This is a genomic window from Halomonas halmophila (assembly GCF_006540005.1).
GTDB lineage: Bacteria > Pseudomonadota > Gammaproteobacteria > Pseudomonadales > Halomonadaceae > Halomonas > Halomonas halmophila.
In genome coordinates this window covers 12,888-38,007 of record NZ_BJOC01000027.1, presented here as the reverse complement: position 1 = coordinate 38,007, position 25,120 = coordinate 12,888, and the positions used below count along the sequence as shown (strand labels likewise).

Below are 25,120 nucleotides of genomic sequence, written 5' to 3'. Positions count from 1 at the left end.
CCTATGATAGCCATTCGAGACCATCATCACGCTCTGTAGACCACGACAGCTCGTACATCCCCTGCAGCGAGACGGCCGTCACCCACATCTCATCGCCTTCGAAGTCGGTCTCGATCACGGTCCACTCGTGTCCGTCGTCCCGATCGTGGCGATAGCGTATCGGCAGATCTTCACCGCCTTCATCGCGGTAGATGTGTTCGAAACGGCCTTGTGGCTCGTCGTCGGCTTTCCAGAAAATTTCGTACTCAGACAGCCGGATACGATCTCCGACCCCGAAGTCCATGACCGCGTGCGAAACGGCATTCGGTTGATCCACATCGGCGCTGACAAACGCGAAGACATCATCACCAGTACCGCCGGTGAGCACGATCGATTCACTTCCGAGGATGAACTGATCGGCGCCTCGACTACCGAGCACTTCCTCGAATCCGCTGATGACGTCATGGCCGATTTCCACTCCGTTGGCGACACCGTTCACGAGATCGACCAAGAGTCCTGCCTCCGCTTGGCTGTAGTCGAGAGTGTCCGAATTGGCGCCTCCGTCGTACACGTCATTGTCCGCGTCGAGTGCCGCCACGACCCGGTCGTTTCCCATGCCGCCGAAAACCTCGTCACGACCCACCCCATCGGCCATCACGTCATCGCCATCGCCCCCGAACATCAGGTCGTCGCCGGAGTCGCCAAAAAGATGGTCATTTCCCGCACCGCCGAAAATAATATCCTCGCCATCGCCGCCGACGACCACGTCATCACCGCCTCCAGCGACGATGTGGTCGTCCCCCCTTCCTCCGGCCAGGACGTCGTCGCCAGCCCGTCCATCAATGATGTCATCGCCCCCTGCACCATCGATCTCATCGGCGTAGAGGCTGCCGAGAAGCATGTCGTTGGCCGCGGTTCCCGGGATAGCGGGCGGCTCGACAACGGAGAAACGCGCGACTGCATCAGCCGTAAGCTCGCCGTCGGTGATCTGATAGGAAAGGGTCACAGGCCCCGCATACCCGCTGTCGCTCTGGAACACCCAGCCGTCTTCCGCTTGTGTCAGCGTGCCGGAGGATACAGCCAGGTTTTGCACCGAGAGGGCGTCGCCATCGGGATCCTCTGCCTTGCTCAGCAACGCATCGAAGGCAATCGGCAGCGCCACACACGGCGCCACGTCCAGCAGATAGACGGGGCCCGACACGCGTGGCGCACGGTTGCCATCGGGTCGAATCGCGTCATCGTCATCACCTTCAGGGTCGAGTGACTCACCATCCGGAGAGCCGCCACCGTCCGTGGGGCCATCGCCTCCGGCGGACGAGCCCTCATTCGGCGGTAACTCACCGCCCGAGGGGCCGTCGCTACCCAGTGGCGCGCGATGACCGCCGGGACTAGCCATGTCGATAGACGGTGTGCCGGTACCGCTGCTTACGCGATCCGTCCATGCAACGTCGGCATTGCCGCTTGCCGATCCGGCGATTACGGAGACGCTGTCGTACTCACCCGGGTAACGAAAAGGCATCGACCGCGGGGCATCGACGACCCCAGGTATTGCGGAGCCGGGAGGGGCGTCATCGGCCGTATCAGTGAATGCTTGCGGTGGAGCAGTTTCGTGCACCAAGTCCACTGGACTGTCGCTCTCCGCGGCAACGCCAGCCGCCGTGTCTGGCTCTTCTGGCTGCGATTGGGGATCGCGCTCCCGGCCCCAGGAAAAGATCGAGCTCAGGTAAGCCGCGACCCCCGTCAGTAGACTGACGACCACCAGAGGCGTCCGAGAGACCTCGTCCCCGTTCTTCAGGACGTAGCGCTGCGCGGCGTCATCTTCCGGCAGTGCTTGTTTCGTACCCTTGACGTTAATCATGGTCCCAGTGCCTCCTTCCGCGACGTCTTGGCAGAATGCACTTCACGCACGTTGGACTTGCCGATGACATCGTCCTTCGGTCCAAAAGCGGCCAACCGGCCGTTCTGAATAACACACACGAGATCGACGGCGGCCAGAGCGCTTGGGCGATGGGCGGCCACGACGGCGATACCGCCACGCTGCCTCACGCCTTCGATTGCCGCTGTCAGCGCTGCTTCGCCTTCGGCGTCGAGATTGGAATTGGGTTCGTCCAGAACGACGATGAAGGGATTGCCGAAGAGTGCGCGGGCGAGTCCGATCCGCTGCCGCTGGCCACCCGACAGAGACGCACCGAGCGAGCCGAGCTGCGTTCGATAACCGTTTGGCAAGCGCACGATCATCTCGTGGACGCTTGCGGCCATCGCCGCTGCCACGATTGCCTGGGAATCCGGCATTTCCTGAAACCGCGAGATGTTCTCTTCGATCGTGCCATCAAGCAGTGCGACTTCCTGCGGCAGATAGCCGATGAACTGACCGAGATCTTCGTCATGCCACTGCGAGAGCTCCGCATCGTCGAGCCGCACGCTGCCACGCAGCACGGGCCAGATTCCTGTCAACGCACGCAGCAACGTCGTCTTGCCTCCCCCGCTGGGACCGATGATCCCGATAGCCTGGCCTGCCTTCAGTTCGAAGCTCACCTCGCTGAGCAGGACCTGTCCGGAATCGGGTGCGGCGACGGTGATGTTCTCGATCTTGAGAGAGGAGCTAGGGTTGGGCAGTTCCATCGGTTCATCAGCCTCCGCCAGCGCCACGACCGTTTCCTTCAATCGTGAAAAGGCGGTTCGCGAAGCGACGACGCTCTTCCAGTTGCCGATCGCCAGATCGATGGGGGCAAGCGCCCGCGCGGAGGCAATGGAAGCGGCGATGATCGCGCCGGCGCTAAGCTCCCCCTGGATCGTGAGCAAGGCACCGAGGCCGAGAACAGCCGACTGCAGGATCATCCGCAAAACGCGCGAGACGGCCCCGAGGGTCCCGCTGACATCATTGGTTCGCGTCTGCAACTCCAGATGATCGTCGTTGGCGCGATTGAAGCGGGCCACCGCGCGACCGGCGAAGCCCATCGCCTTGAGGATTTCGGCATTGCGGGCATTGGAGTCGGCAATGGTATTGCGCGTGACAACCGCCTGCTGCATGGCGCTGCTCAACCTCGAGGTCATCAGTTCGGTGGCAATCGCGAGCATGGCAAGGATAAAGCCGCCGAGAAACACCAGCGCGCCAAGGTAGGGGTGCAGCAGGTAGACGAAGACCAAAAACAGCGGCATCCAGGGAAGGTCCAGCAATGCTATGGGTCCCTGGCTGCCGAGGAAACCGCGCACGGTATCAACGTCGCGACCACGCTCCAGTGATTCAGCTGTCGAAAACCCGAAGCGCGGCATGTCGATAGCAACCCGATGGGCCATCGGCGCGATACTTTTGTCGAGGCGCGCACCCACGCGTACAAGAATCTGGGAACGAATGATGTCGAACATTCCCTGAAAGCAATACAGGCCGAGCGCCAGAATGGAGATGGCGATCAGCGTCGAAATACTCCCGCTGGTCAGCGCCCGATCATAGATCTGCAGCATGTAGAAGGCACCGGTCAATGCGAGGATGTTGATGATCCCCGACATGCTGAACAGAAAGACCAGGATGCCTCGAAAACCTTTGGTCAGCTGCTCTGCGCTCTTGCGCTTCGCCGACGTCTTGGCGTCTCTTTTACGCATGTGAACTCCCCCTGCCCCTAAGTCGAACGGGCTATCCCTGCGGGCGGGAATACCCGGCCCGCAGGGATCGTTATTGTTGTCGCTGTCGTTCGTTAGAGGTTGAAGTCGCTCACTCCCAGTTCATGTCGACCCTTGATGCTGATGGCAAAGTCGGCATCATCGTCCCCGCTCGTATTGCCCTGCACGACGGTGTAGTCCTCGCCATCGAGCGTTTGGTGGCTGAACATGAGCTGCCCGGCGCCGGTGAAGGCCTCGTTCACCAATGTGAAGCTCTGGTTCCCCGAGGCACAGCCATTCGCGTCCAGGCCACTGAGGTCGATAAGGTCGCCCGGCTGAAATCCCATGATGGTATCGCCGTGCGCATCTGCCGTGGTGAGGAAGCGGAAGGTGTCGTTGCCTGCACCGCCATCCATTACGTTGGCCGCGCCGCTCGCCGTAACCGTGTCGTCTCCCGACCCCGTGACGATGTTCTCGACACCCCACAGCCCATCATTGCCGGTTGCAGCGCTCGAGACACTGCCACGTCCCATGAAACCGGTGCCGAGGTCCGCGGTGATTGCCGCCGTGATCGCCGACATGTCCAGCGTGTCGCTGCCATCGGCTCCCACCATGTCGTCGCCGTAGTAGGTGTCGTCACCGTCACCGGCTTCGGCGACCAGCATGTCGTCACCGTCGCCGCCAAAGACCGTGTCGTCGCCGGCACCAGCATTGATGAAGTCGCTACCGGCTTCGCCGAGCATACGGTCATCACCGCCATCGCCGTAGAGCATGTCGTCGCCGGCACCGCCAAGGATATCGTCGTCGCCATCATGGCCGAAGACGACGTCCCGACCGCCGAGCCCCATGAGCGTCTCGCCGTCCGCCGTCCCGACCAATGCATCAGCGCTTTCGCTACCCGCGACCACTGCAGCAGGAGTCGGCACCACGACCTCTGCCTCGTCGGCAGACGGTTGATCGGCATCATTCGCGGGAACGTCATCCTGATCATCGTGACCGGTCTGGTCGGCCGGAGGAGCTACAACGCCATTGTCGTGGTGGTCGTCTTCAGGTGCTGCGACGCTACCCTCGACCTCCTCGGTGCCTGCACCGAAGACCGGTGGCTGGCCACTGCTGCGGAAGGTCACGGAATGGCCTTCTGTCGCGATCGTGGTCGAGCCGTCCTCGTTAGTGGTGGTGACGTAATCGTCGATCGTGGTGCCCGGCATCAGCTCGACCACATCCTGTGGCCGCAATGTGCCGACGATGGTGTCGTTGCCGCCGGCGCCCTTGAACACGACCCGGTGGTCGGAGAGCAGTGACGAAATATCGACGGTGTCGTCCCCGCTCGACCCAAGGATCGTGATCGTATCGGGCCTCAGACTCGTGGCAACGTCGAAGCTGCCGTACATCTCGACGGTGTCGCCGCCGAACTGGCCGCTATCGCTGACCCCACCGCCGTTGACGACGATCTCTTCAATCTCGGTGAGCTCGGCGATGATGGTCTCGGCTTCACCCTGGACCTGCCGCGTGACGATGATCTCGTTCTCGTCGCTGCCGGCGTAGGCTATCCGGGCCACCGCTTCATCGTAGGTATAGATGCGGTAGGTCTCCGCCTGAGCGTTACCGACGACCTGGAAGGTATCGCCCTCGGCACCTTCACCACCGCCATTGATGTTGTCCATACCATCGCCGGGGCGCCAGATGAAGGTGTCGTCGTCGAGCTGTGGCTCCACCACGTCATCGTCGCCGTCACCCAGGTCGTGCCCCTGCAGCGTATCGTTGCCGGCACCACCAATGATGACGTCGTCGCCGTTGCTGCCGACGATGCTGTCATCGCCATCACCGCCGAAGATTATCCCCGGGTCCGCCGACGTCACATCACCGTCGCCGCTGACGATGTTCAGCATGTCTCCTTCGCCGAACTGCAGCCTCTCGATACCGATCAGCGTGTCCTCGTCGCCGCTGTCGAGGTGCGTGACGGTCGAAAGTCCCGCGCCGCTCACGCCGAAGGTGTAGTCACCTGCCGACCCGGCAAAACGCGCGGTATCGATGCCGCTACCGCCGTTGAGGACGTCGTTGCCTTCGCCGCCATCCAGGACATCGTCCTGATTGCCACCCAGCAGGGTGTCGCCGCCGCCATGGCCGATCAGCTCGTCGTTGCCATTGGCCCCGACCAGGTTATTGTTGCCCGCATTGCCGGTAAGCTGATTGTCGACGCCGTTGCCCCGCGCATTGAGGTCACTGCCGCCAAGCAGCACCGCATTCTCCACGGTGTGCCCGCCGATGACCTGATCGTCCAGGTCGGGATGCAGGTTCACCGAGATGGACGAGAGAAGCGTATCGACGCCACCTCCTCCGTTCACGACATCGCCGTCATCGGTGACAACGAAGGTATCGTTTCCAGCGCCGCCGATCATCGTGTCCGCGCCGCCGCCACCCAGGAAAATGTCGTCTCCCGCACCACCGCTCAGACTGTCATTCCCGCCGAAGCCAAGCATGAGATCGGCCTCGTTGGAGCCGGGCATCGGAGGCGTGACGATGTTGTAGGCACTGCCCTCGACCGTCACCCGTTCGATGGCGATGAGCGTGTCGGTACCGCCCGCCACACTGGTCACCGTCAGATTGCTCCCGGCAGGAGCAAAGGTGTAATCGGTGATCGAGCCCTCCAGCACAACCGTATCCGTGCCGTTGGCACCATGCAGGGTGTTATTACCGGCGTTACCGGTAAGCTGGTTGTCGGCTCCATTGCCGCGGGCATCAAGATCCTGGCTGCCGAGCAGCACCGCATTCTCCACGGTGTGCCCCCCGATGACCTGATCGTCCAGGGTGGGGTGCAGGTTGATCGCGATGGAGGCGCGGATCGTGTCGATACCGTCACCACCGCTCACGACATCCCCGTCCGCATCGATCACGAAGGTGTCGTCGCCCGCGCCGCCGTCCATCATGTCCGCACCGGCCCCGCCGTCGATGACATTGTTGCCGTCATTGCCGGTCAGGTTGTCATCATGGCCACTTCCCTCCAGGTTCTCGATATCGATCAGCCGGTCAGTGCCCGCACCAATCGTATCCTGCTCCTCGAAACTGGCCCGGCCCGCCTGCCCGAGTAGCGAGACCGTGATCCCCGCCGCCGCTGCGGCGTACGAAGCGGTATCCCGACCGGCACCGCCATCGATACGGTCGTCGCCATCGCCGCCTTCGAGGGTGTCGTCGCCTTCCTCGCCATAGAGGTCGTCGTCGCCGACGCCGCCGAGGACGGTATCGTTGCCGAAGCCGCCAAGCAGGGAATCATTGCCGTCGCGACCATCGAGTAGGTTATCGAGGCTGTTGCCCGAAAGCGTGTCGTTGCCGGTTCCGCCAGTGACGTTCTCCACGCCGCGGGTAACGGAGAAGCCCGTTGCCGCACCGGTGAGCAGGTTCAGCGTGACATCCTCGGCGGTCGCGTAGATCAACGTGTCGTTGCCACCGGCGAGATCTAGCTCAGTGGCCTCGACGTTAACCAACGTGGTGGTGCCGTTCACGTTGCTGACCGAGCCACCGCTCAATTGCACCTCGACCACATCGTCGGCACCGAAGGTGCTTTCGAGAATCCGCAGCCGGTCCTGATCGGGACCCAGGTTGATCGTGTCGCTACCGTGCCCGTTGCGGTAGATCGCGGTATCGTTGCCGGCGTGGCCGATCAGTTGATCATCGCCCAAGCCACCATCCAGGGTGTCATCGCCATTGGCTCCGAGAAGACGGTCGTCGCCATCGCCACCGTTGAGAGTGTCGTTGCCGCTCTGGCCGTTCAGCTCGTTGGCACTGGCGCCGCCGATGATGATGTCATCGCCCTGGGTCGCGCCGCCCTCGGCGTCGCCGCCGGTGGTGCCGTTGACTACCGCATCGTCGGTCTCGATGTAGTTGCCCACCACCTGGGTGACGTTGGAGACCACCTGGTGCTCGTTCAACAAATCATCGAAATAGTCGACCACCATCTGCAGTCGATAGCCCACCAGTGCTGGGCCGGGAACGAAGCTACGATCGTTGCCGCCGTCCTCTGCCGGAACATTGTTCCAGCCGCTGACACCGTTCGCGGAGAACTGCCACTGGTAGGTCAGCAGCCCCTCCTCGAAGGCATCGGTCATGCCGTCCGGATCGCTGAAGGCCACGGTCGCGGTTAGCTCCTGCCCCTCGGTCGGGGACATGTCGCTGATCAACAATGGTCCCGTCGGCTCGTCGTTGACGCCGATGACAGGGTCCGTCGGTTGCGAGGAGACGATCTCCAGTACCCCACCGGCATCGTAGTAGGATCCCAGCACACGGATACGGAGGCCGTCATGTTCGTCACTCGGCGTGAAGGTCAGGCCATTGACATTGGGGATGTCGATATAGTCGCCGGTCCCGTCGTTACGCTCGATCTGCCAGCGGAAGGTCATCTGGGTCGGATCAACGCTGCCGTTCGGGTTGTTGAGATCCCGGATGTTATCGGCACTGACCGTCAGCGGCTGATCCTCGCGAGCCGGAAGCCCATCGATGACGAGGCGGCCGGTAGGATCGACATTGCCGGTCTCGCGGATGGTGTAGAGACCGTCGGCAAACTGGATCCGCTCGATGCCAATGAGCGTGTCGGTGCCTTCGTCGATCTGCGGATCGACCTCCTCCAGCTCGCGCCGTGCGACGTAGGTCCGGTCGCCGACATGGGTGATCTCGTACCAGTCGCGGTTACCCGCGAAGATCGCCGTATCGGTGTCATTGGTGCTGTTTTCGTCGTACTTGATCTCGCGGACGATCTTCAACTGCTTCGGCTTGACGACCCCTTCCAGCAGGAAGTTGGACAACTCCTTCGTCTCGCCGCCCAGCGTCACCATGTCCGTGAGGCTGTCCACGGTGAAGGCTTCGGTCCCCTCTACCACATTGCCCTCGGCGTCGAGCTCACGGATGCTGAGGCGCACGTTCAGCCAAGCATCGCCATGGATGAAGTCGTCGGCGCCGCGCCCTTCGAAGGTATCGTTGCCATCGCCGCCCAGCAGCATGTTGCCCTCGGCCCAGGCCACCACCTCCTCCAAATCGATGTTTGGATCGGTTGGCGCGTCCTCGATGCTGATGCCAAGAAGCTCCCGCAACCCATCGATTCGGTTGACGCCAGCCTGCGTCAGGCCGTGATTATCGAGGCTGAACTCGACTTCAATCTCCTCGGTGCTACCGCGGTCGTCGCCGCGCAGCACGTCATCGTGGATCCACCCGGACAGCCCTTCGGTCTGGTCGAAGCGGTCGCGCAGAATGTCGTCGGCGACGGTGGTGAAGATCGGAATCCGCATGTCGGAATCTGCGGCGACCGGGCTGCCCTTGTGGATCGCCCAATCAAAGCCGAACATGCCCTCGTTACGCATGACGCTTTCGCCCTGAACCATGATGTCGTCGCCGGACTCGGCGTCGAAGTCGTTCTCGTTGGCGCCGGCAAACATCACATCATGGCCAAGGATGGTGGAGTTGAAGAACAGCTCCGAGTTGTCTCCATTTAGTACGTCAAAGCCGTCGCCGCCCTCCATCCAGTCGTCGCCTTCATTGCCGAGGATGAAGTCGTGGTCGGCACCGCCGAGGATGAAGTCGTCGCCCTCTCCCGCGAACACTTCGGTCGCATCGACGCCGACGAGAATGACATCCTCGCCATCGCCACCCATGACCACGTCGAGACCGTTCGAGTTAGCGATCACATCATCGCCGCCCTCGCCCTTGATGAAGTCGCCGGTGTCGCCAGTGTCGGTGATGATATCGTCGCCGGCGCCACCGATAATCAGGTCGACGCCGTGGCCGCCCTCGATCCGGTCGTGGCCGGTGTCACCCCAGATAGCATCGTCACCGTCGCCGCCAATGATGGTGTCGTCGTTTTCAGTGCCACCCAACACCGCGTGCTCACCGCCGGTGAAACGCAGGTAGTTCTCGTCGACACCGGGTGTTGACGGATCGTCACGTTGCACCTTGTCGCGAATGGCATTGAGCACTGGATCGTCGCCTTCGGGATCCATCGCGATCTGCTTGCTCTCATCCACTTCGAGCACGATGTCATGCTTGGCGAAGGAGTCGACGCCAACATGGAAATTAACCTCATCGTCCTCGGTGCCGAGAATTCCGTCAGCGCCCGGCAGTGCCATGTCGGTGTTGGCCATGACCAACTTTGAAAAAGCATTGTTCTCGAGCTCGTTGAGCAGGTTCAGGCCCTGGGTCCGCGACAGGTAATAGAAGCGGTCGCCTTCCTGAAGGTTTTCGAGCTGCAGCTCGAAAACCGCGTTGAAGGTCGGCCCGAGCATGCCGCCGAAGGGCATGATCTTCTCGGCGAGCCCGCCGATCCACAGGTCGACCAGGTTGAGGCCGGTTTCCACCCCGGCCCAGTCGCCAGTGCCGTTGAGGAAGTCGAGCCGGTCGCCGATCTCCGTTGGACGCAGGACATCGACGCCGACATTGTCGATCAAGATCTGATCGGTGGTACCGCCGGGATGCTGAATCTCGATCGACAGTCCGAGGCCTTCGTGTGCGGCATCGATCAAGCCCGTCTCGAGCGTGACGGTGGACCATTCGCCTTCGGCGGGCTCAGCGAGGCTCACGGATGCAAGCACCACGCCGGTCGCGGTGACAAGCCTAGCCTCGCCGCCTGGCCAGTCCATACCGATGCGGTCGCCGACGTCGATCGTCAGGCGATAGTTGACGCCCTCTTCGAGGGTTTGTCCCGTGTTCTGCGAGAGCATACCGCCCTCTCGCAGCCAGGCGACGTTGCTGCCATCGACACCTGTCTGGTCGACGATGGTTGATGCCGGCGCAATCAGGCCGCCCTGGCCCGTCAGCGTCCAGCCATCCGGAGCCGTCGTGGTGTAATTGCCGTCCACGTGGGTGTTGACCCCCGCCTGCCCCGCATCGAGAGAGTTGGTCTCGAAGCTCGCATTCGTGAGTACGCCCGCCTCGGCCGTGGTCGCCTCGGACAACCCCAGCAGCTGCATCGCCGCGTCGCGCTTCTCTACCAATGTATCCGCCGCTTCCAGCAATGGATGCGTGCCATAGGCAGCGATGAAGTTGATGATCGATGCCGGTGTCTTGAGATTCGCGCCAAAGTCGGCCCAGCTCTCGTAGGGCTTGAGCCAGGTCGAGTTGCTCGCCGCATAGAGTTGCTCGCGCGCCTCGTTCAGCGAGGGCACACCGGCATCGCGGCCGCGGGCGATGTTGATCGCCGGCAGGTCGAGCGGCAGGCCAAGCAGGTTGTTGCGCAGCGAATCGACAACGAACTCGTCGATCTCGTTACCGTGCACATAGGTCATGCCGCGGAAGATGGCACCGGCCGCCTGATCGGCGGTAATGGTTCCGTCTTGATCGTATCTGACCGGGTTCAGGAAGGCCTCGATCAAGCCCACATCCACGCCCCAGTCCTCGATCGGGATGAGGTTGCCATCCGCATCGACGGGTTCTCCGGCCTCGTTCAGGGGCAGGAGTTTCAGGTGGTCGGTCAGCATTGAGTGACCGAATCGGTAGACGGTATGCGCGAACTCGGCAAAGATTGCCGGATCCACGTCGGTCACGGTGTTGAAGACGAAGACGTCAATCAGCGGCGATACCTTGCGACCGAACTCCTCGAAGACGAGGTGTTGGTACTGCATCTCGGTGCTGAACCGCGCCGTCTGGAACAGCCGCTCGCCATCCCAGTTGAGGCTCTCAGGATCGAAGCCCGCGTCGACCGGCTCGAGCAGCCATTCGTTCAGGAAGTCGATATCGCCCGCTTCGGCAAGTTCGAGGATGTACGTCTTGTTCGCCTCGACCTGGCGGTTGTGCTCGGAATGGAACACATGGTGGACGGCAGTGAGGCCGATGTTCTCATTGCCACGCCCGTCGCCGACGATGAAGTGGCGGTCGAGCAATTCGTTGTCATAGAGCGGTTGCTCCGTATCGGGGTCAACCGGGATCGGGTCGCCGATTGGGTCGGTGCCGGAGTTCGTATCCGGCATCAGGATCGCCGGCTGACCTTCCGCACCGGGTACCAGAATCGGGACTGCGTTGTGGGCGATGTCGTCCAGGAACGCATGGGATGTGCGAACCGGACCGCGACCGTCATTCAGTTCCGCGAGCACGAGCGGGTTGTCCGGTGTGCCGCTGGCGACCACGTCGTCGGCAGTATTCGGAATCAAATCCGGTCCGATATTGGTAACGACTTGCGGGAAGCCATTCTCATCACGGATGAACTCGCCGTAGGGATCGGTCCGCAGCAACGGAACGCCGAAGACGTCGCGGTCATCGAGATTGATGCCGAGCATCGCTTCGGCCTGATCCTTGACGTCCTTCCAGGTGGTCAGGCCGCCATTTTCGCCGTCGAGAAGTCGGCCGGTTGCCATCGGCTTGCCATCGACCATCTCGTACTGGCGCAGGAATACCTGGTGCGACGGATGCGAGGTGTAGGTCTGGTTCTGGTCGACGAAGGGCGTGGTCTTGTTCTTCGCCTCTGGCGTGTCATCGGCAGTACCCAGGACTCCATCCTCGCCCGGCGCCATCGTCGGTGTCAGGCGCGTCAGCACCAGCGGCATGTTGATGTTCACTTCGTCGCCACTGTCCGGGATCCCGTCGGGCCCGTGGGTGACCAGTGGATCATCCGCCGTCAGCGGCATGTAGATCGTGCCATTGTCGCCCTTGTGGATCAGGTCGAGGCCGTGATCGAAGAACTGGCCGAAGAAGGTCATCCAGCCATTGAACGGCGCCGAAAGGCCCTCATCCGGGGCGACGTTCGGCAGCAGGATGCTGTTGCCGTCCATCTCGATGCCGTAATTGTCGAGCAGGGTCTGGTCGAGTGCCGTCTTGGCCGCCGCAAGCGCCTCCTCGTTGCCGGGCGTGCCCAGCCCGCCATCCTCGATGGCCTGAAGGTAGTTCGCGTATTCCTCACGTACGCCGGCAACGCCACCCGCCAGGTCTTCGTACTCGGCATATTGCAGTGCTGCCGTGATCGCCGCGGGGTTGTTCAGCGTTTGATCGGAAATCAGGTTCGAGATGATCCGTGGGTCGGCGTCCGCGACATTGCCCGTATGACCGCCGTTCTGCGCCATGCTGCCGGTTTCTTCGCCAACGACTCCATAGTCGTTGTTATTGATCATGTTGTGAAAGTTGTCGTCGCCTTCATTCATGTAGTACGGCTGCATCGCGCGCGGCATGACCTGGTCGGCTGCGCCCCAGAGCTCACGTCCCGGAGTGATGTTGTTGAGGCTTCCGTCGACGGTGCGCAGGCCATAGGGCAGATGCGGCTGCGCGAGCAGTTGGTCGAGAGGCGTGCCAGCGACATGTGCCTCGGCGATCTTGATTTGCTTGAGAATGAACTCCAGGTCGTGCTGGTTCAGTTTGACAGCCATGTTTCCCCCCAGGCCCGATTGGGCACTGCTACTTATTCTTTTCAAAAGAAAATCTATTTGGCGGCCCCATCAACTCAACCAGCGGGCTGCTTATTTTGTCTCTAAAAACCGACATCCATGCCGCGCCACCTCGACGAAAAACCGCCTTAGGCAACTCCCATGACACAATATTAATTCGGAAAAATTCTTTTCACCTCCTCAAAATAACCATCACACACCCTAGAAATATCTAAACCTAACGGATCGAAAAGGATCGAAAACCTCATCTTTTTAAAAAATAAACTCAAAAAATCTAATATAGAAAACCAATAATTAGGCAAAAATATGGATGACAATAAAGCATCATCCCCAAAAAACCCAAAAATCACTCAGCAATAAACCAGCAAAATCTCCAGGAGATTTGGAGACAGAAAACCCCAGAAACACGAAAACAAAACCTAAAAAATAAGAAATATTTTAAAACTCAACTAGTTATATATCAATCACCCTTCATAACTTCTAAAAAAACACAAAACAACACTCTAAAACACCTCCCAAAACCCTAATATATTGAAAAAACTCCGAATCAATAAACGAGGAATAACTGAAAAGCAACCGGTCATGGTGAAGGTTAGCCTCGTCTCTGAAGGGCCTTGGCATTCCGTACACCATGAGGTGGACGCAAGGCGCACGGAGCATAGAAAGCGAGACATAGCGAGTCGTTGGGCGTACTGACGGGCTGGCGAACCAGCACCACGCCCAACTTCACCAGGAGCGAATTTTGCCCCGGGAGGTAGCCGCCAGGGACAGCGGCTATCGCGATGCGGCTTGGATTTGAGAGTGCTTCCTCAAATCCAAGGGCTCTTATCAATCGGCGTTCAGAACCGACGGCATTTTTCACTGCTGCATGCTCGTGGCCACAGGACAACGGTGCCTAGAGCAAGTCGTTGAACCACTAAGGCTTCACGTGAGTTGCGTATACAGCCATAAGCATTACATCGGCGACCTGCCAGCGCTCTTCGCGAAGTAGACAGATGGCCGAGTAAAGGCGCTCCGGTTGATGTTGCCAGCCGACTACAGACAGTCCCCGACCCCGACGGTACCAGGGCCGCATGGCTGCTCGGCCCGGATGGGCCTATACTCGAGGCGCGCACGGAAGGTGGGCGAGTGCCTGAAACGCCTTGTACCGAACCGACATCCCGCCCGATGCCTTCCATCTGCCCTGCCCCTCTGCTGGAGCCTCTGCTGTATGCATATCTTTTCCAATCCGGTAGGCGCCGGCGCCCTCTGGTTCGACAACCTGGCCACCGCCGACGGCACTCCTGTGGCGTATGACCCGCAGGCCAGAGCCTTTCTGCCCATGCCGCCCTTCTGCGCCAACCGGGACGTCATCGGCTGCAACTGGATCGCGCCGGAAGCGGGCGCCTTCTGCCGCTCCTGCGCGATGACAGCCCTCGCCCCGGATCCTTCCATCCCGGACGCCATTCCCAACTGGGCGCAGACCGAAGCCGCCAAGCGCTGGGCCCTCGATAACCTGGGCCGCTGGCACTGGTTCCGGCCGGAGGACCCCGGCACGCGCCCGGTCTTTCACATGCTCGCCGAAGGCGCCAACCCCGTGGCCATGGGGCATGCCCAGGGGGTGGTGACCATCAGCGTGGCCGAGGCGGACCCGGTGCTCAGCACCGCCCGTCGCAAGGAGCTGAACGAGCCCTACCGCACCATGATCGGCCACATGCGCCACGAGATCGCCCACATGCTGTGGTGGCGACTCAGCCTGCGCGCCGACTTCCTCGACGCCTTCCGCGCCATGTTCGGCGATGAACGCGCCGACTACCCCGCGGCCCTGCAAAAGCATTACCAGAACGGTCCGCCGGCCGACTGGCACCAGCATTATCTGACCAGCTACGCCTCCGCGCACCCTCATGAAGACTGGGCCGAAACCACGGCCCACCTGCTGCATCTGACCGATATCACCGACAGCTTCGTTGCCGCGGGGCTGTCATCACCGGAACTGCCCGGACGGGGCTGGGATCCGTATTCGGAGCCGGACGCGCGGCGCCTGATCCATGTAGCCGCCTCGCTCACGGTCGGCGTCAACCACGTCAACCGTGCCATGGGGCTCTCGGACCTCTACCCCTTCGTGCTCTCGGAAGCCGCGCTGCGCAAGCTGACCTTCGTGCATGACTGGCTGCGCCGAGGCGCTCAGGGGCGCTGAACCATACTGCCTGCTGAGATAACGAAGCGGTTATACGACGGTCGCATGGAAGAACTCGACCCGTGACAGGCCCTGGGGACGCCTGAATGCGGCCATCTGCGACCAACCACTGAGGAGGGGTACTGCGAGAAGAGGGGGAATACTGCTAAGCATTGGATTCTGCAGTGGTGCCGGTGGTCGGACTCGAACCGACACGCCTTTTACAGCGGCGGATTTTGAATCCGCTGCGTCTACCAATTCCGCCACACCGGCAACGGCGTTGCATTATACGGAGCCTGATAAGCAGGTCAATCACCGCGCTGACTTCACCGCGCTGAAGCGGTATCCTGTGCGATCGGCTGGCAGGGCCAGCCTTCGAGTGTGTTTTATCCGGTCAACCGAGTGACGTCATGCAGCGCGCCGATTTCCATTACGAGCTTCCCGAGGCGCTGATCGCCCGTTATCCCTCCGAGCAACGCAGTGACTGCCGCATGCTGTGCGTCGATGGCGCCAGCGGCGAGCTCGACCATCAACGCTTTCCGGCACTGCTCGACAAGCTCGACCCTGGAGACCTGCTGGTGTTCAACGACACCCGGGTCATACCGGCCCGCCTGCATGGCCACAAGGCCAGCGGCGGCCGCGTGGAGATGCTGCTCGAGCGGCCTCTGGATGCCCACCGCGGCCTGGCCCACCTGCGTTCCAGCAAGTCGCCCCCTGTCGGCAGCGAGCTGACCTTCGAGGGCGGGATTCAGGCCGTGGTCGAGGGCCGGCGGGATGCCCTGTTCGAGCTGCGTTTTCTGGGCGAGACGCCGCTGATCGCGCTGCTCGAGCAGCACGGCCATATGCCGCTACCACCCTATATCACCCGCGAGGACGAGCTCTCCGACCGCGAGCGCTACCAGACCGTCTATGCGCGTCGCGATGGCGCCGTGGCGGCCCCGACGGCCGGCCTGCATTTCGATGAGCCGCTGCTCGAGCAGCTCGCCGCCAAGGGCGTGGAGAGTGCCTTCGTCACCCTGCATGTGGGAGCCGGCACCTTTCAGCCGGTGCGCGTCGATGACATTCGCGAGCATGACATGCACAGCGAGTGGATCGAGGTCTCCGAGAGCGCCTGTGCCAGGGTCCGCGCGGCTCGGGCCAGGGGCAACCGCATCATCGCCGTGGGTACCACCAGTGTGCGCTGCCTCGAGTCGGCCTGTCAGCAGAGCCCGGACGGCCGCATCGCCCCGCTCAGCGGCGAGACCGATATCTTCATCTACCCGGGCTATGAATGGCAGGTGGTCGACGGCCTGATCACCAACTTCCACTTGCCGGAGTCGACCCTGTTGATGCTGGTCGCCTCCTTCGCCGGCTACGAGACCGTCATGCGGGCCTACCGGGAGGCCGTCGAGCAGGGTTATGCCTTCTTCAGTTATGGCGATGCCATGTTCCTGACCCGCCAGGCTCCTGGTGGCATCCGGTGATACCGCTTATCAATCGAGAGTGACATGCGAAAAGAATGCTTCATGACCTTCGAGCGCCACGCCAGCGATGGCCGAGCGCGTCGAGGGACCCTGACCTTCCCGCGCGGCCGTGTCGAGACGCCCGCCTTCATGCCGGTGGGCACCTACGGCACCGTCAAGGGCATGACCCCGCAGTCGGTGCAGGAGATCGGCGCCGAGATCATCCTCGGCAATACCTTTCACCTGTGGCTGCGGCCGGGCACCGAGGTCATCGAGCAGCACGGCGACCTGCATGATTTTGCTCAGTGGGACAAGCCGATCCTCACCGATTCCGGCGGCTTTCAGGTCTTTTCGCTGGGCGAGATGCGCAAGATCACCGAGCAGGGCGTGCACTTCCGCTCGCCGGTGGACGGCGCCAAGGTCTTCATGGGGCCGGAAGAGTCCATGGCAGTGCAGCGCTCGCTGGGCTCGGACATCGTGATGATCTTCGACGAGTGCACGCCCTACCCGGCTACTTTCGAAGAAGCCAAACGCTCCATGGAGATGTCGCTACGCTGGGCGCAGCGCTCGCGGGACGCGCATGGCGACTCACCGTCGGCATTGTTCGGCATCATCCAGGGCGGCATGTACCCGGAGCTGCGCGAGGCCTCGCTCAAGGGTCTAGACGAGATCGGCTTCGACGGCTACGCCATCGGCGGCCTGTCGGTGGGCGAACCCAAGGAGGAAATGATCGAGGTGCTCGACTACCTGCCCGAGTGGATGCCCGACGACAAGCCGCGTTATCTGATGGGTGTCGGCAAGCCGGAAGACCTGGTGGAAGGCGTGCGCCGCGGAGTCGACATGTTCGACTGCGTGATGCCGACGCGCAATGCGCGCAACGGCCACCTGTTCACCGCCGAGGGCACGGTCAAGATCCGCAATGCCCGGCACCGCCACGACACCGGGCCGTTGGAGGCGGGCTGCGACTGCTATACCTGCCAGAATTTTTCACGTGCCTATCTGCACCATCTGGACCGCTGTGGCGAAATGCTCGGCTCGATGCTCAATACCGTGCACAATCTGCGTCACTATCAGCGCCTGATGGCTGGTTTGCGCGGTGCCATTGAAGCGGGTACATTGGCGAACTTCGTGGAAGTGTTCTATGCGCAGCGTGGTCTGCCGCTACCTCCCGCACCGAATTGACGACTGGTCGACCTTGAAGGCCGGTTGCGAGCGCCCCGATGGCGCCACTTTCTTCACCACGACTCAGGAGATTGTCGTAAATGCTGGACTTCTTCATTTCCCCGGCCCTGGCGCAGGATGCCGGTGGTGCACCGGGCGGTGGCATCGCCCAGATCGTGATGCTGGTCGGCTTCGTGCTGATCTTCTACTTTCTGCTGTGGCGTCCCCAGGCCAAGCGTGCCAAGCAGCACAAGAACCTGATCGCCGGCCTTTCCAAGGGTGACGAGATCGTCATCGGCGGTGGCATGCTGGGGCGCATCACCAAGGTCAGCGACGACAGCGAGTTCCTGTCCATGGAAATCGCCGAAGGCACCGAGGTCAGCGTTCAGAAGAACGCCGTGGCCAACGTCCTCCCCAAGGGCACGCTCAAGTCCATCTAAGCAGACACGCCTGCATCGCTTGACGATGCGGGCTGCCCTGCGACCGCCGCGGCGGGGCCCGGTCGACCGGCTCCGCCCGGTGCTCGTGATGACGTATTGCCCGTCTCCATCATCAGCAACCTGAGGGCAGGGCCCCCATGCTCAACCGTTACCCCATGTGGAAGTATCTGCTGATACTCCTCGTCCTCGTCGTCGGCCTGATCTATGCGCTGCCCAACCTCTTCCCGGCTGACCCGGCGGTGCAGATCAGTAGTGACCGCGGTGAATTCACGCTCAGCGAGCAACGCCTCGACCGGCTCGAGACCACCCTCGATGAAGCCGGCATCAATATTCAGTCCACCGAGCGCCAGCCCAACAGCGTCCTGATCCGCCTGGCCAATGCCGATGACCAGGCAAGGGCGCGGGATCTGATCAGCGAGTCGCTCAGTGACGACTATGTCACGGCGCTCAACCTGGCCGAGTCCACCCCATCCTGGCTCGAGTCCCTGGCCGCATCGCCCATGACACTGGGACTTGACCTGCGCGGCGGCGTGCACTTCCTGCTCGAAGTCGACATGGATGCCGCCCTCACCCAGCAGCTGGAATCCGACGCCAGCGCCATGCGCAACATGCTGCGCGAGGAACGCATTCGCTATCGCAACACCGAGATCGGCGAGCGCTCGATCAGCCTGCAGTTCATGAACGCGGAAGATCGTAGCGAAGCGCGGCAACTGATTGCGCCGCAATATCCTGATTTCCAATACAGCAACGTCGATCTGTCGCAGGGTGCCGGTCTTAAAATGACTCTGACCGACACCGCTGTGGAAGAGATTCAGGACTATGCGGTCAACCAAAACCTGACCACGTTGCGCAACCGCGTCAACGAGCTGGGGGTTTCCGAGCCACTGGTCCAGCGTCAGGGGCCCAACCGCATCGTGGTACAGCTGCCCGGTGTGCAGGATACCGCGGAGGCCAAGCGCATCATCGGCGCCACGGCCAACCTGGAATTCCGCCTCGAGGCGCGCCCCGATACGCCGGAGTCACGGACCGAGAGTTTCCCGTTCCGCAACAACCCGGCGCGCCAGGCGACGCTGATGGAAAATGTGATCATTACGGGAGACAGGGTCTCCAACGCCAACCAGGGTTTCGACCAGAACGGTCGCCCGCAGGTCAACATCGACCTGAACGGCACCGGCGGCACCCTGATGAACCGTGCCACCCGCACCAATATCGGCCGCAACATGGCGGTGCTGTTCATCGAGCATAACTCGGTCGAACGCACCGTGATGAAAAACGGTGAAGAGACCACGGTGCGCACCCAGGACACCGAGCGCGGCATCATCAGTCTGGCCACCATCCAGAGTGCGCTGGGCAACAGCTTCCGCATCACCGGCCTGGAGTCACCCACCGAGGCGGCCGACCTGGCCCTGCTGCTGCGTTCCGGTTCGCTGGCGGCGCCAATGTACTTCGCCCAGGAGCGCACCATCGGTCCGAGCCTGGGTGCCGAGAACATCGAGCGCGGCATCATGTCGGTGCAGGTCGGCCTGTTGCTGGTGGTGCTCTTCATGCTGGTGCGCTATCGGGTCTTCGGCGTCTTCGCCAACATCGCCCTGGCGCTGAACCTGATCCTGCTGGTAGCCGCCATGTCGATGCTGGGCGCGACCCTGACGTTGCCGGGTATCGCCGGCATCGTGCTGACACTGGGCATGGCCGTCGACGCCAATGTGCTGATCTTCGAGCGCATACGCGAGGAACTGCGCAATGGCCTATCGGCGCAACAGGCCATCCATGCGGGCTACGAGCGCGCCTTCTCGTCGATCGTCGATGCCAACATCACCACGCTGCTGGTGGCGTTGATTCTGTTCTCGATCGGCACCGGACCGGTCAAGGGCTTTGCCGTGACCCTGTCGCTGGGCATCCTGACCTCGTTGTTCACCGCCCTGATGGTGACTCGCGCGATGGTCAACCTGCGCTACGGCAGCAGGCCGGTCAACAAGCTCTGGATATAGGAAGTGGCCATGCAATCTCTCATCAATCGACAGCTCGATTTCATGGGCAAGCGGCGTTACGCCTTCATCACCTCCGCCATCCTGTTGCTGGTGTCGGTGGTCGCGGTGGCGTGGCAGGGCCTCAACCTGGGTCTCGACTTCACCGGCGGCACCCTGGTCGAGGTACGCTATGCCACGGCACCGGCACTGAATGCCGTGCGTGAGACACTCGAGGCCGCCGGCTTCCAGAACGTCGTGGTGCAGACATTCGGCACTTCTACCGAGGTGCTGATTCGACTGCAAGAAACCTTCGAGGCCGGCGTCGGCGATCAGGTCGTCGACCTGCTGCGCCAGACCGGCAGCAATGTCGAGCTGGTACGCGCCGAGTTCGTCGGAGCCCAGGTCGGCGACCAGCTGCGCGACCAGAGCGGCATGGGTATGCTGGTGGCGCTGGGCATCGTGATGCTCTACGTGGCCTTTCGTTTCCAGTACAAGTTCGCCATCGGCGCCCTGCTGGCCCTGGTTCACGATGTCATCATCGTCATCGGTGCCTTCGCACTGTTCGGTTTCGAGTTCGATCTGACCGTGCTGGCGGCCGTGCTGGCGGTAATCGGCTACTCTCTGAACGACACCATCGTCGTCTATGACCGTGTCCGCGAGAACATTCGCAAGTCGCGCATCGATGACATGCCCGCCATCTTCAACGAATCCATCAACCAGACGCTGTCGCGGACCCTGGCGACTTCCGGCACGACGCTGCTGGTGCTGCTGGCACTGGTATTCCTCGGCGGCGACATGATCCATTTCTTCGCCGTGGCGCTGTTGATCGGCGTGACAGTCGGCACCTTCTCGTCCATCTACGTCTCCGCCGCCCTGCTGCTGCCGCTCAAGCTGCAGCGCGTGGACCTGATGCCACCGCAGAAGGACGACGACGAAGAAGGCGAGGAAGAACTGCCCTGACCCGCGCGGCCCAGATACCGCTGCCGCAATGCAAAACGCCACCCGATCGCGATCGGGTGGCGTTTTTTATCTGCTGACGTCCGGTACAGTGTCCGGCTTGTCCCGTCGGGGAAGGTGCCGCTAGGCGACACCCTGGGCGTCGGGTTGAAACACCTCCCGAGCATGGTGATAGAGCACGCTGGCATAGCCGTTGCGTTGCATCACCTTGAGAATCTTGGCCGGGTTCTCGTCCTTGTAGGCGCGCAGCAACTTGTCGCGTTGCTCGTCATCCAACGCTTCATGCCAATGAAGCGGGTCATTGTTCGAGCTGGCTGCCTCGGCACGACGCATCAGGTCCATCTCGACGCGGCCGCCGTAGTGGTACAAGAGGTCAAAGCCTTCCTGCAGGTGTGCAGCAGGCACATCACAAGGCTTCTCGAGGCTTTCCAGCACGTTGTAGTAGTAATAGCTGAGGGGTTGCATCGTCACTCCTCTCGCGGATGGTGTTCATGGCCCGAAGGGCATGAAGCCAGCAGCCACCATGACCACTGGCTACCTTCAACGTACACCCAGTGACCGCTCTCGAACAGTCTCGAAAACGTAACGAGATGTTGTCGAGACGCCACGCCCCCATGAGCCCGATTCAGAAGTGCGGCTTGAGCTGCTTGACCAGTGCCTTGTAAAGGCGCGGTCCCGCGGCCATCAACGGCTGGTTGCCGGCAACCGTGGGCTGGCCATCGGGCATTCCCATCAAGGCACCGGCTTCCTTGAGCATCAACGAGCCGACCTGCAGCTCCTGTTCTTCCATGCCCAGCACGAAGGCGGCATCGGCACGCCCCGAGGCCAGCTCGGCGATGTCCAGCAGGGCGTTGCCGGAGGCGCGCATCAGCTCGACGCGAGGCGCCAGCTGCTGGGTCAGGGTCAGGTGGGTCGGCTGCAGGCGCGAACGCAGCGAGGCCTCGGGCAGCCCCATGGCGATACGCGCACCCTCGATGGCGTAATGGCGGGGCACGCGGATACGCTTGCCATTGAGCTGGGCGCCACGGCCACGGCTCATCAGGTATTCGTCATCGCTGAAGGGGCAGATCACCACCGCATGCTCCGGACGGCCCTTGACCATGCAGACCACCGAGAGCGCGAAGCCGGAGGCGGCGACGGTGAGATTGGAATAGCCGTGCACGGGTTCTATCTGCCACATCACGTCGCGACCTTCGCCTTCCCCTGTGCTCTCCGGGGTGTAGCGGCCGACGACGCCGTGCTGGGGATACCCGCGCGCCAGCTGACGCAGGATGAGTGTCTCGGCATTGCGCGCCGTGTCCTCGAGCAGCTTGTCGAGGTTATGTTCTTCATGAGCGTTCTCGATGCGCTCGCGGATGCGCAGGAACTGCTCGCCGGCACTACGTGCAGCACGCAGTGCGAATTGGACCATCGGATGCATGATCGGGCCTTGGGAGTCTCGGTGATGTTAAAGAACGGGAGCCGGGCAGTGACGCAGGGCTCTGATACGCCGGCCCTGTGCCGACTGCCCGAGCCGATGCGATCGGCTGGTTGGCGCGAATCCTAGCAGAAACGCCACGCGCGTGCCATGCAACGCCGCCGCATCGTGCTAAGATGGGCGGTCGTTTCTCGGACAGTCCCCAATTGGAAGCTCTCATGCTCGAGCGTATACGCATCGTTCTGGTGGGTACCAGCCATCCCGGCAACATCGGCGGCACGGCCCGCGCCATGCACAACATGGGGCTCAGTGACCTGGCGCTGGTGGCGCCGCGTTGCGAGCCGATCAGCGCGGAGACCGTGTCCCGCGCCTCGGGAGCCGACACCCTGGTGCACCAGGCGCGCAGCGTGGAAAGCCTGGAGGACGCCGTCGGCGACTGCACCCTGGTGGTGGGCGCCAGTGCGCGCTCACGCACCCTGCCCTGGCCGATGCTCACGCCACGCCAGCTCGGCGCACGCCTACCCGATGAGTTGGCCGACACGGATAGCCGCATCGCCCTGGTCTTCGGCCGCGAGGACAGCGGCCTGACCAATGCCGAGATGCAGCGCTGTCATGCGCATGTGCACATCCCCACCAACCCGGACTTCAGTTCGCTGAACCTGGCGGCCGCCGTGCAGGTCGTGACCTACGAGTGTCGTCTGGCCTGGCTGGAAGGAGCCGGCGACGCCGAAGCGCCGGCAACCGAGCCCCTGGCCAGCCATCAGGAGCTCGAGCACTACTTCGAGCACCTGGAGCGCACCCTGGTCGAGATCGGCTTTCATGATCCGGCCATGCCGCGTCAGCTGATGGCTCGCCTGCGCCGTTACACCTTCAAGGCACGCCCCGAGCGCCTGGAACTGAACATCCTGCGCGGCATCCTGACCGCCACCCAGCGCCAGGTGGCGGCCGCGCAAGCCGAGCCGGACGCGGCGCCCGACTCGCGACACCACGGGCCGCGCGCCGACACCTGATGCAGCGCTTGAACGCCGCGCGAGCGACGCCCACTATGACAGACAACGACTCGCCCTAACCCAAGGATCGCCGCATGTTTCAACGTCTGCGCGAGGACATCAACAGCGTATTCGCCCGCGACCCGGCGGCACGCAACTTTCTCGAAGTCCTGACCAACTACCCGGGCCTGCACGCCCTGCTGCTCCATCGCCTGGGCCACTGGTTGTGGCAGCGCAACCTGAAATGGCTGGCTCGCACCCTGTCCACCCTGGGGCGCTGGTTGACCGGCATCGAGATTCACCCCGGGGCGAGCATCGGCCGGCGCTTCTTCATCGACCACGGCATGGGGGTGGTGATCGGCGAGACCACCGTGGTCGGCGATGATGTGACGCTCTACCAGGGCGTCACCCTGGGGGGCACCAGCTGGCATCACGGCAAGCGCCACCCCACCCTGGGCGACGGTGTGATCGTCGGTGCCGGCGCCAAGATTCTCGGCCCCTTCAACGTGGGTGCCGCTGCCAAGGTGGGCTCCAATGCCGTCATCACCAAGGAAGTGCCGGCCGGCGCGACCGTGGTTGGCATTCCCGGCAAGATCGTGCAGCGCAGTGACCCGGATACCGAAGAAGCCCTGCAGGTCGACCCCGAACGCCGCGAGGCCATCCGCCGCAAGTTCGGCTTCGACGCCTATGGCGTCAGCCAGGACATGCCCGACCCCGTGGCTCGCTCCATGCAGGCCATGCTCGATCACATGCACGTGGTCGACGAGCGCATCGAGCGCATGTGCTCGACGCTGCGCCAGATCGATGCCGGCTTCCGCGACGGCCGGCTGCCCGAGCTGCGCGAAGAGGACTTTGCCGACATCCTGGAAGGCGTGGACCACTGCTGCCCGCCGTCGGAGACGGAGTCGGCACAAAAAGCGGACCCCACGGATGCAACGCCCGACGACAGCCCGCAAGCGGACACGCCGCGCCAGGCCGACCCGGACAGCGCGCCAGAGGACTCCCGCCACGACCGGCAGCGTAATGGTTGACCCGTATACTGGGTCTTTATCATAATGACATCCTGCCGGCCATGCTGCGGCTGGCCGGCAAGATGACCGACGTCCAACCCGGTGCCGAGGTGAAGCACCATGCGCCTGACCACCAAGGGACGCTATGCCGTCACCGCCATGCTCGACCTGGCGATGCACGCCGACCAGGGGCCGATCTGCCTCGCCGACATCGCCAAGCGCCAGGAAATCTCGCTGTCCTACCTGGAACAGCTGTTTGCTCGTCTGCGGCGCAGCGGTCTGGTGGAAAGCGTACGCGGCCCGGGCGGCGGCTACCTGTTGACGCAAGCCGCTGAGCACATTTCGGTGGCCCGGGTGATCGATGCCGTCGACGAGTCGGTGGATGCCACACGTTGCGGTGGCATGTCGGATTGTCAGCAGGGCGACACCTGCCTGACCCACCACCTGTGGCACGAGCTTTCCGAGCAGATCCACGGCTTTCTGGATGGGGTCACCCTCGGGCAACTGGCCGGGCGCAACGAGTTTCAGGCCATTGCCACGCGGCAACGCCGTGTGGCCGACAAGCAGATTCCGGCCTCGTCACCCTGAACCGGGTGCACCTGTTGCCGATTCATCCAACGCTCCACCACCCGGGCCGCCGCCCGAGCGTGGTACCT

The 25,120-nt window shown here is 62.5% G+C and carries 14 protein-coding genes and 1 tRNA gene; 9 read left to right on the top strand and 6 right to left on the bottom strand.

The features are described from left to right. Position 1: 1 nt before the first annotated feature. The 3 genes from HHA01_RS10390 to HHA01_RS15005 all read right to left on the bottom strand — a co-directional run bounded on the left by HHA01_RS10390 (position 2) and on the right by HHA01_RS15005 (position 12,908). The gene (locus HHA01_RS10390) at positions 2–1,837 is read right to left on the bottom strand and encodes a calcium-binding protein (protein ID WP_141320407.1); all 1,836 of its coding nucleotides are present in this window, start codon (positions 1,835–1,837) and stop codon (positions 2–4) included. Next, a complete protein-coding gene (locus tag HHA01_RS10385) occupies positions 1,834–3,579 on the bottom strand; it encodes a type I secretion system permease/ATPase (RefSeq protein ID WP_141320405.1) in 1,746 nt (581 codons plus the stop codon). Before HHA01_RS10385 ends, HHA01_RS10390 begins: the two co-directional genes overlap by 4 nt. A gap of 92 nt (positions 3,580–3,671) precedes the next feature. Then, positions 3,672–12,908: a peroxidase family protein gene (locus HHA01_RS15005; RefSeq protein ID WP_218023799.1), complete on the bottom strand. Its 9,237-nt coding sequence runs from the start codon at positions 12,906–12,908 to the stop codon at positions 3,672–3,674. Between the two features lie 1,228 nt (positions 12,909–14,136). On the opposite strand from HHA01_RS15005, the gene HHA01_RS10335 reads away from it, so the two are divergent. Then, on the top strand, positions 14,137–15,102 hold the full coding sequence (locus tag HHA01_RS10335) for a zinc-binding metallopeptidase family protein (RefSeq protein WP_141320403.1): 966 nt from the start codon (positions 14,137–14,139) through the stop codon (positions 15,100–15,102). Positions 15,103–15,267: 165 nt separating this feature from the next. Here the strand turns inward: HHA01_RS10335 and HHA01_RS10330 are convergent. Then, positions 15,268–15,354: transfer RNA gene (locus HHA01_RS10330), tRNA-Leu, on the bottom strand. Positions 15,355–15,491: 137 nt separating this feature from the next. Here HHA01_RS10330 and queA point away from each other — a divergent pair. The 5 genes from queA to secF all read left to right on the top strand — a co-directional run bounded on the left by queA (position 15,492) and on the right by secF (position 21,051). Continuing rightward, positions 15,492–16,544: a tRNA preQ1(34) S-adenosylmethionine ribosyltransferase-isomerase QueA gene (gene queA / locus HHA01_RS10325; RefSeq protein WP_141320401.1), complete on the top strand. Its 1,053-nt coding sequence runs from the start codon at positions 15,492–15,494 to the stop codon at positions 16,542–16,544. A gap of 42 nt (positions 16,545–16,586) precedes the next feature. Next, the gene (gene tgt, locus HHA01_RS10320) at positions 16,587–17,705 is read left to right on the top strand and encodes a tRNA guanosine(34) transglycosylase Tgt (RefSeq protein ID WP_141320425.1); all 1,119 of its coding nucleotides are present in this window, start codon (positions 16,587–16,589) and stop codon (positions 17,703–17,705) included. 80 nt (positions 17,706–17,785) lie between these two features. After that, positions 17,786–18,124: a preprotein translocase subunit YajC gene (yajC, locus tag HHA01_RS10315; RefSeq protein ID WP_141320399.1), complete on the top strand. Its 339-nt coding sequence runs from the start codon at positions 17,786–17,788 to the stop codon at positions 18,122–18,124. A gap of 137 nt (positions 18,125–18,261) precedes the next feature. Beyond that, a complete protein-coding gene (gene secD, locus HHA01_RS10310) occupies positions 18,262–20,112 on the top strand; it encodes a protein translocase subunit SecD (RefSeq protein ID WP_141320397.1) in 1,851 nt (616 codons plus the stop codon). 9 nt (positions 20,113–20,121) lie between these two features. Next, a complete protein-coding gene (secF, locus tag HHA01_RS10305; protein ID WP_141320395.1) occupies positions 20,122–21,051 on the top strand; it encodes a protein translocase subunit SecF in 930 nt (309 codons plus the stop codon). Positions 21,052–21,171: 120 nt separating this feature from the next. Here the strand turns inward: secF and HHA01_RS10300 are convergent, their stop codons facing one another. Both HHA01_RS10300 and HHA01_RS10295 read right to left on the bottom strand, forming a co-directional pair. Beyond that, positions 21,172–21,513: a hypothetical protein gene (locus HHA01_RS10300; RefSeq protein WP_141320393.1), complete on the bottom strand. Its 342-nt coding sequence runs from the start codon at positions 21,511–21,513 to the stop codon at positions 21,172–21,174. A 160-nt stretch (positions 21,514–21,673) separates the two neighbouring features. After that, positions 21,674–22,468: an inositol monophosphatase family protein gene (locus HHA01_RS10295; RefSeq protein ID WP_141320391.1), complete on the bottom strand. Its 795-nt coding sequence runs from the start codon at positions 22,466–22,468 to the stop codon at positions 21,674–21,676. A 215-nt stretch (positions 22,469–22,683) separates the two neighbouring features. On the opposite strand from HHA01_RS10295, the gene HHA01_RS10290 reads away from it, so the two are divergent. From HHA01_RS10290 to iscR, 3 genes are all read left to right on the top strand, one after another. Further along, complete coding sequence (locus HHA01_RS10290; protein WP_141320389.1) at positions 22,684–23,475, top strand: RNA methyltransferase; 792 nt, start codon at positions 22,684–22,686, stop codon at positions 23,473–23,475. Positions 23,476–23,549: 74 nt separating this feature from the next. Continuing rightward, positions 23,550–24,485, top strand: a complete 936-nt coding sequence (cysE, locus tag HHA01_RS10285; protein WP_141320387.1) for a serine O-acetyltransferase — start codon at positions 23,550–23,552, stop codon at positions 24,483–24,485. Between the two features lie 99 nt (positions 24,486–24,584). Continuing rightward, positions 24,585–25,052 (top strand): Fe-S cluster assembly transcriptional regulator IscR, encoded by a 468-nt coding sequence (iscR, locus tag HHA01_RS10280; protein WP_141320385.1) that lies wholly within the window; start codon positions 24,585–24,587, stop codon positions 25,050–25,052. The last annotated feature ends 68 nt before the right edge of the window (positions 25,053–25,120 follow it).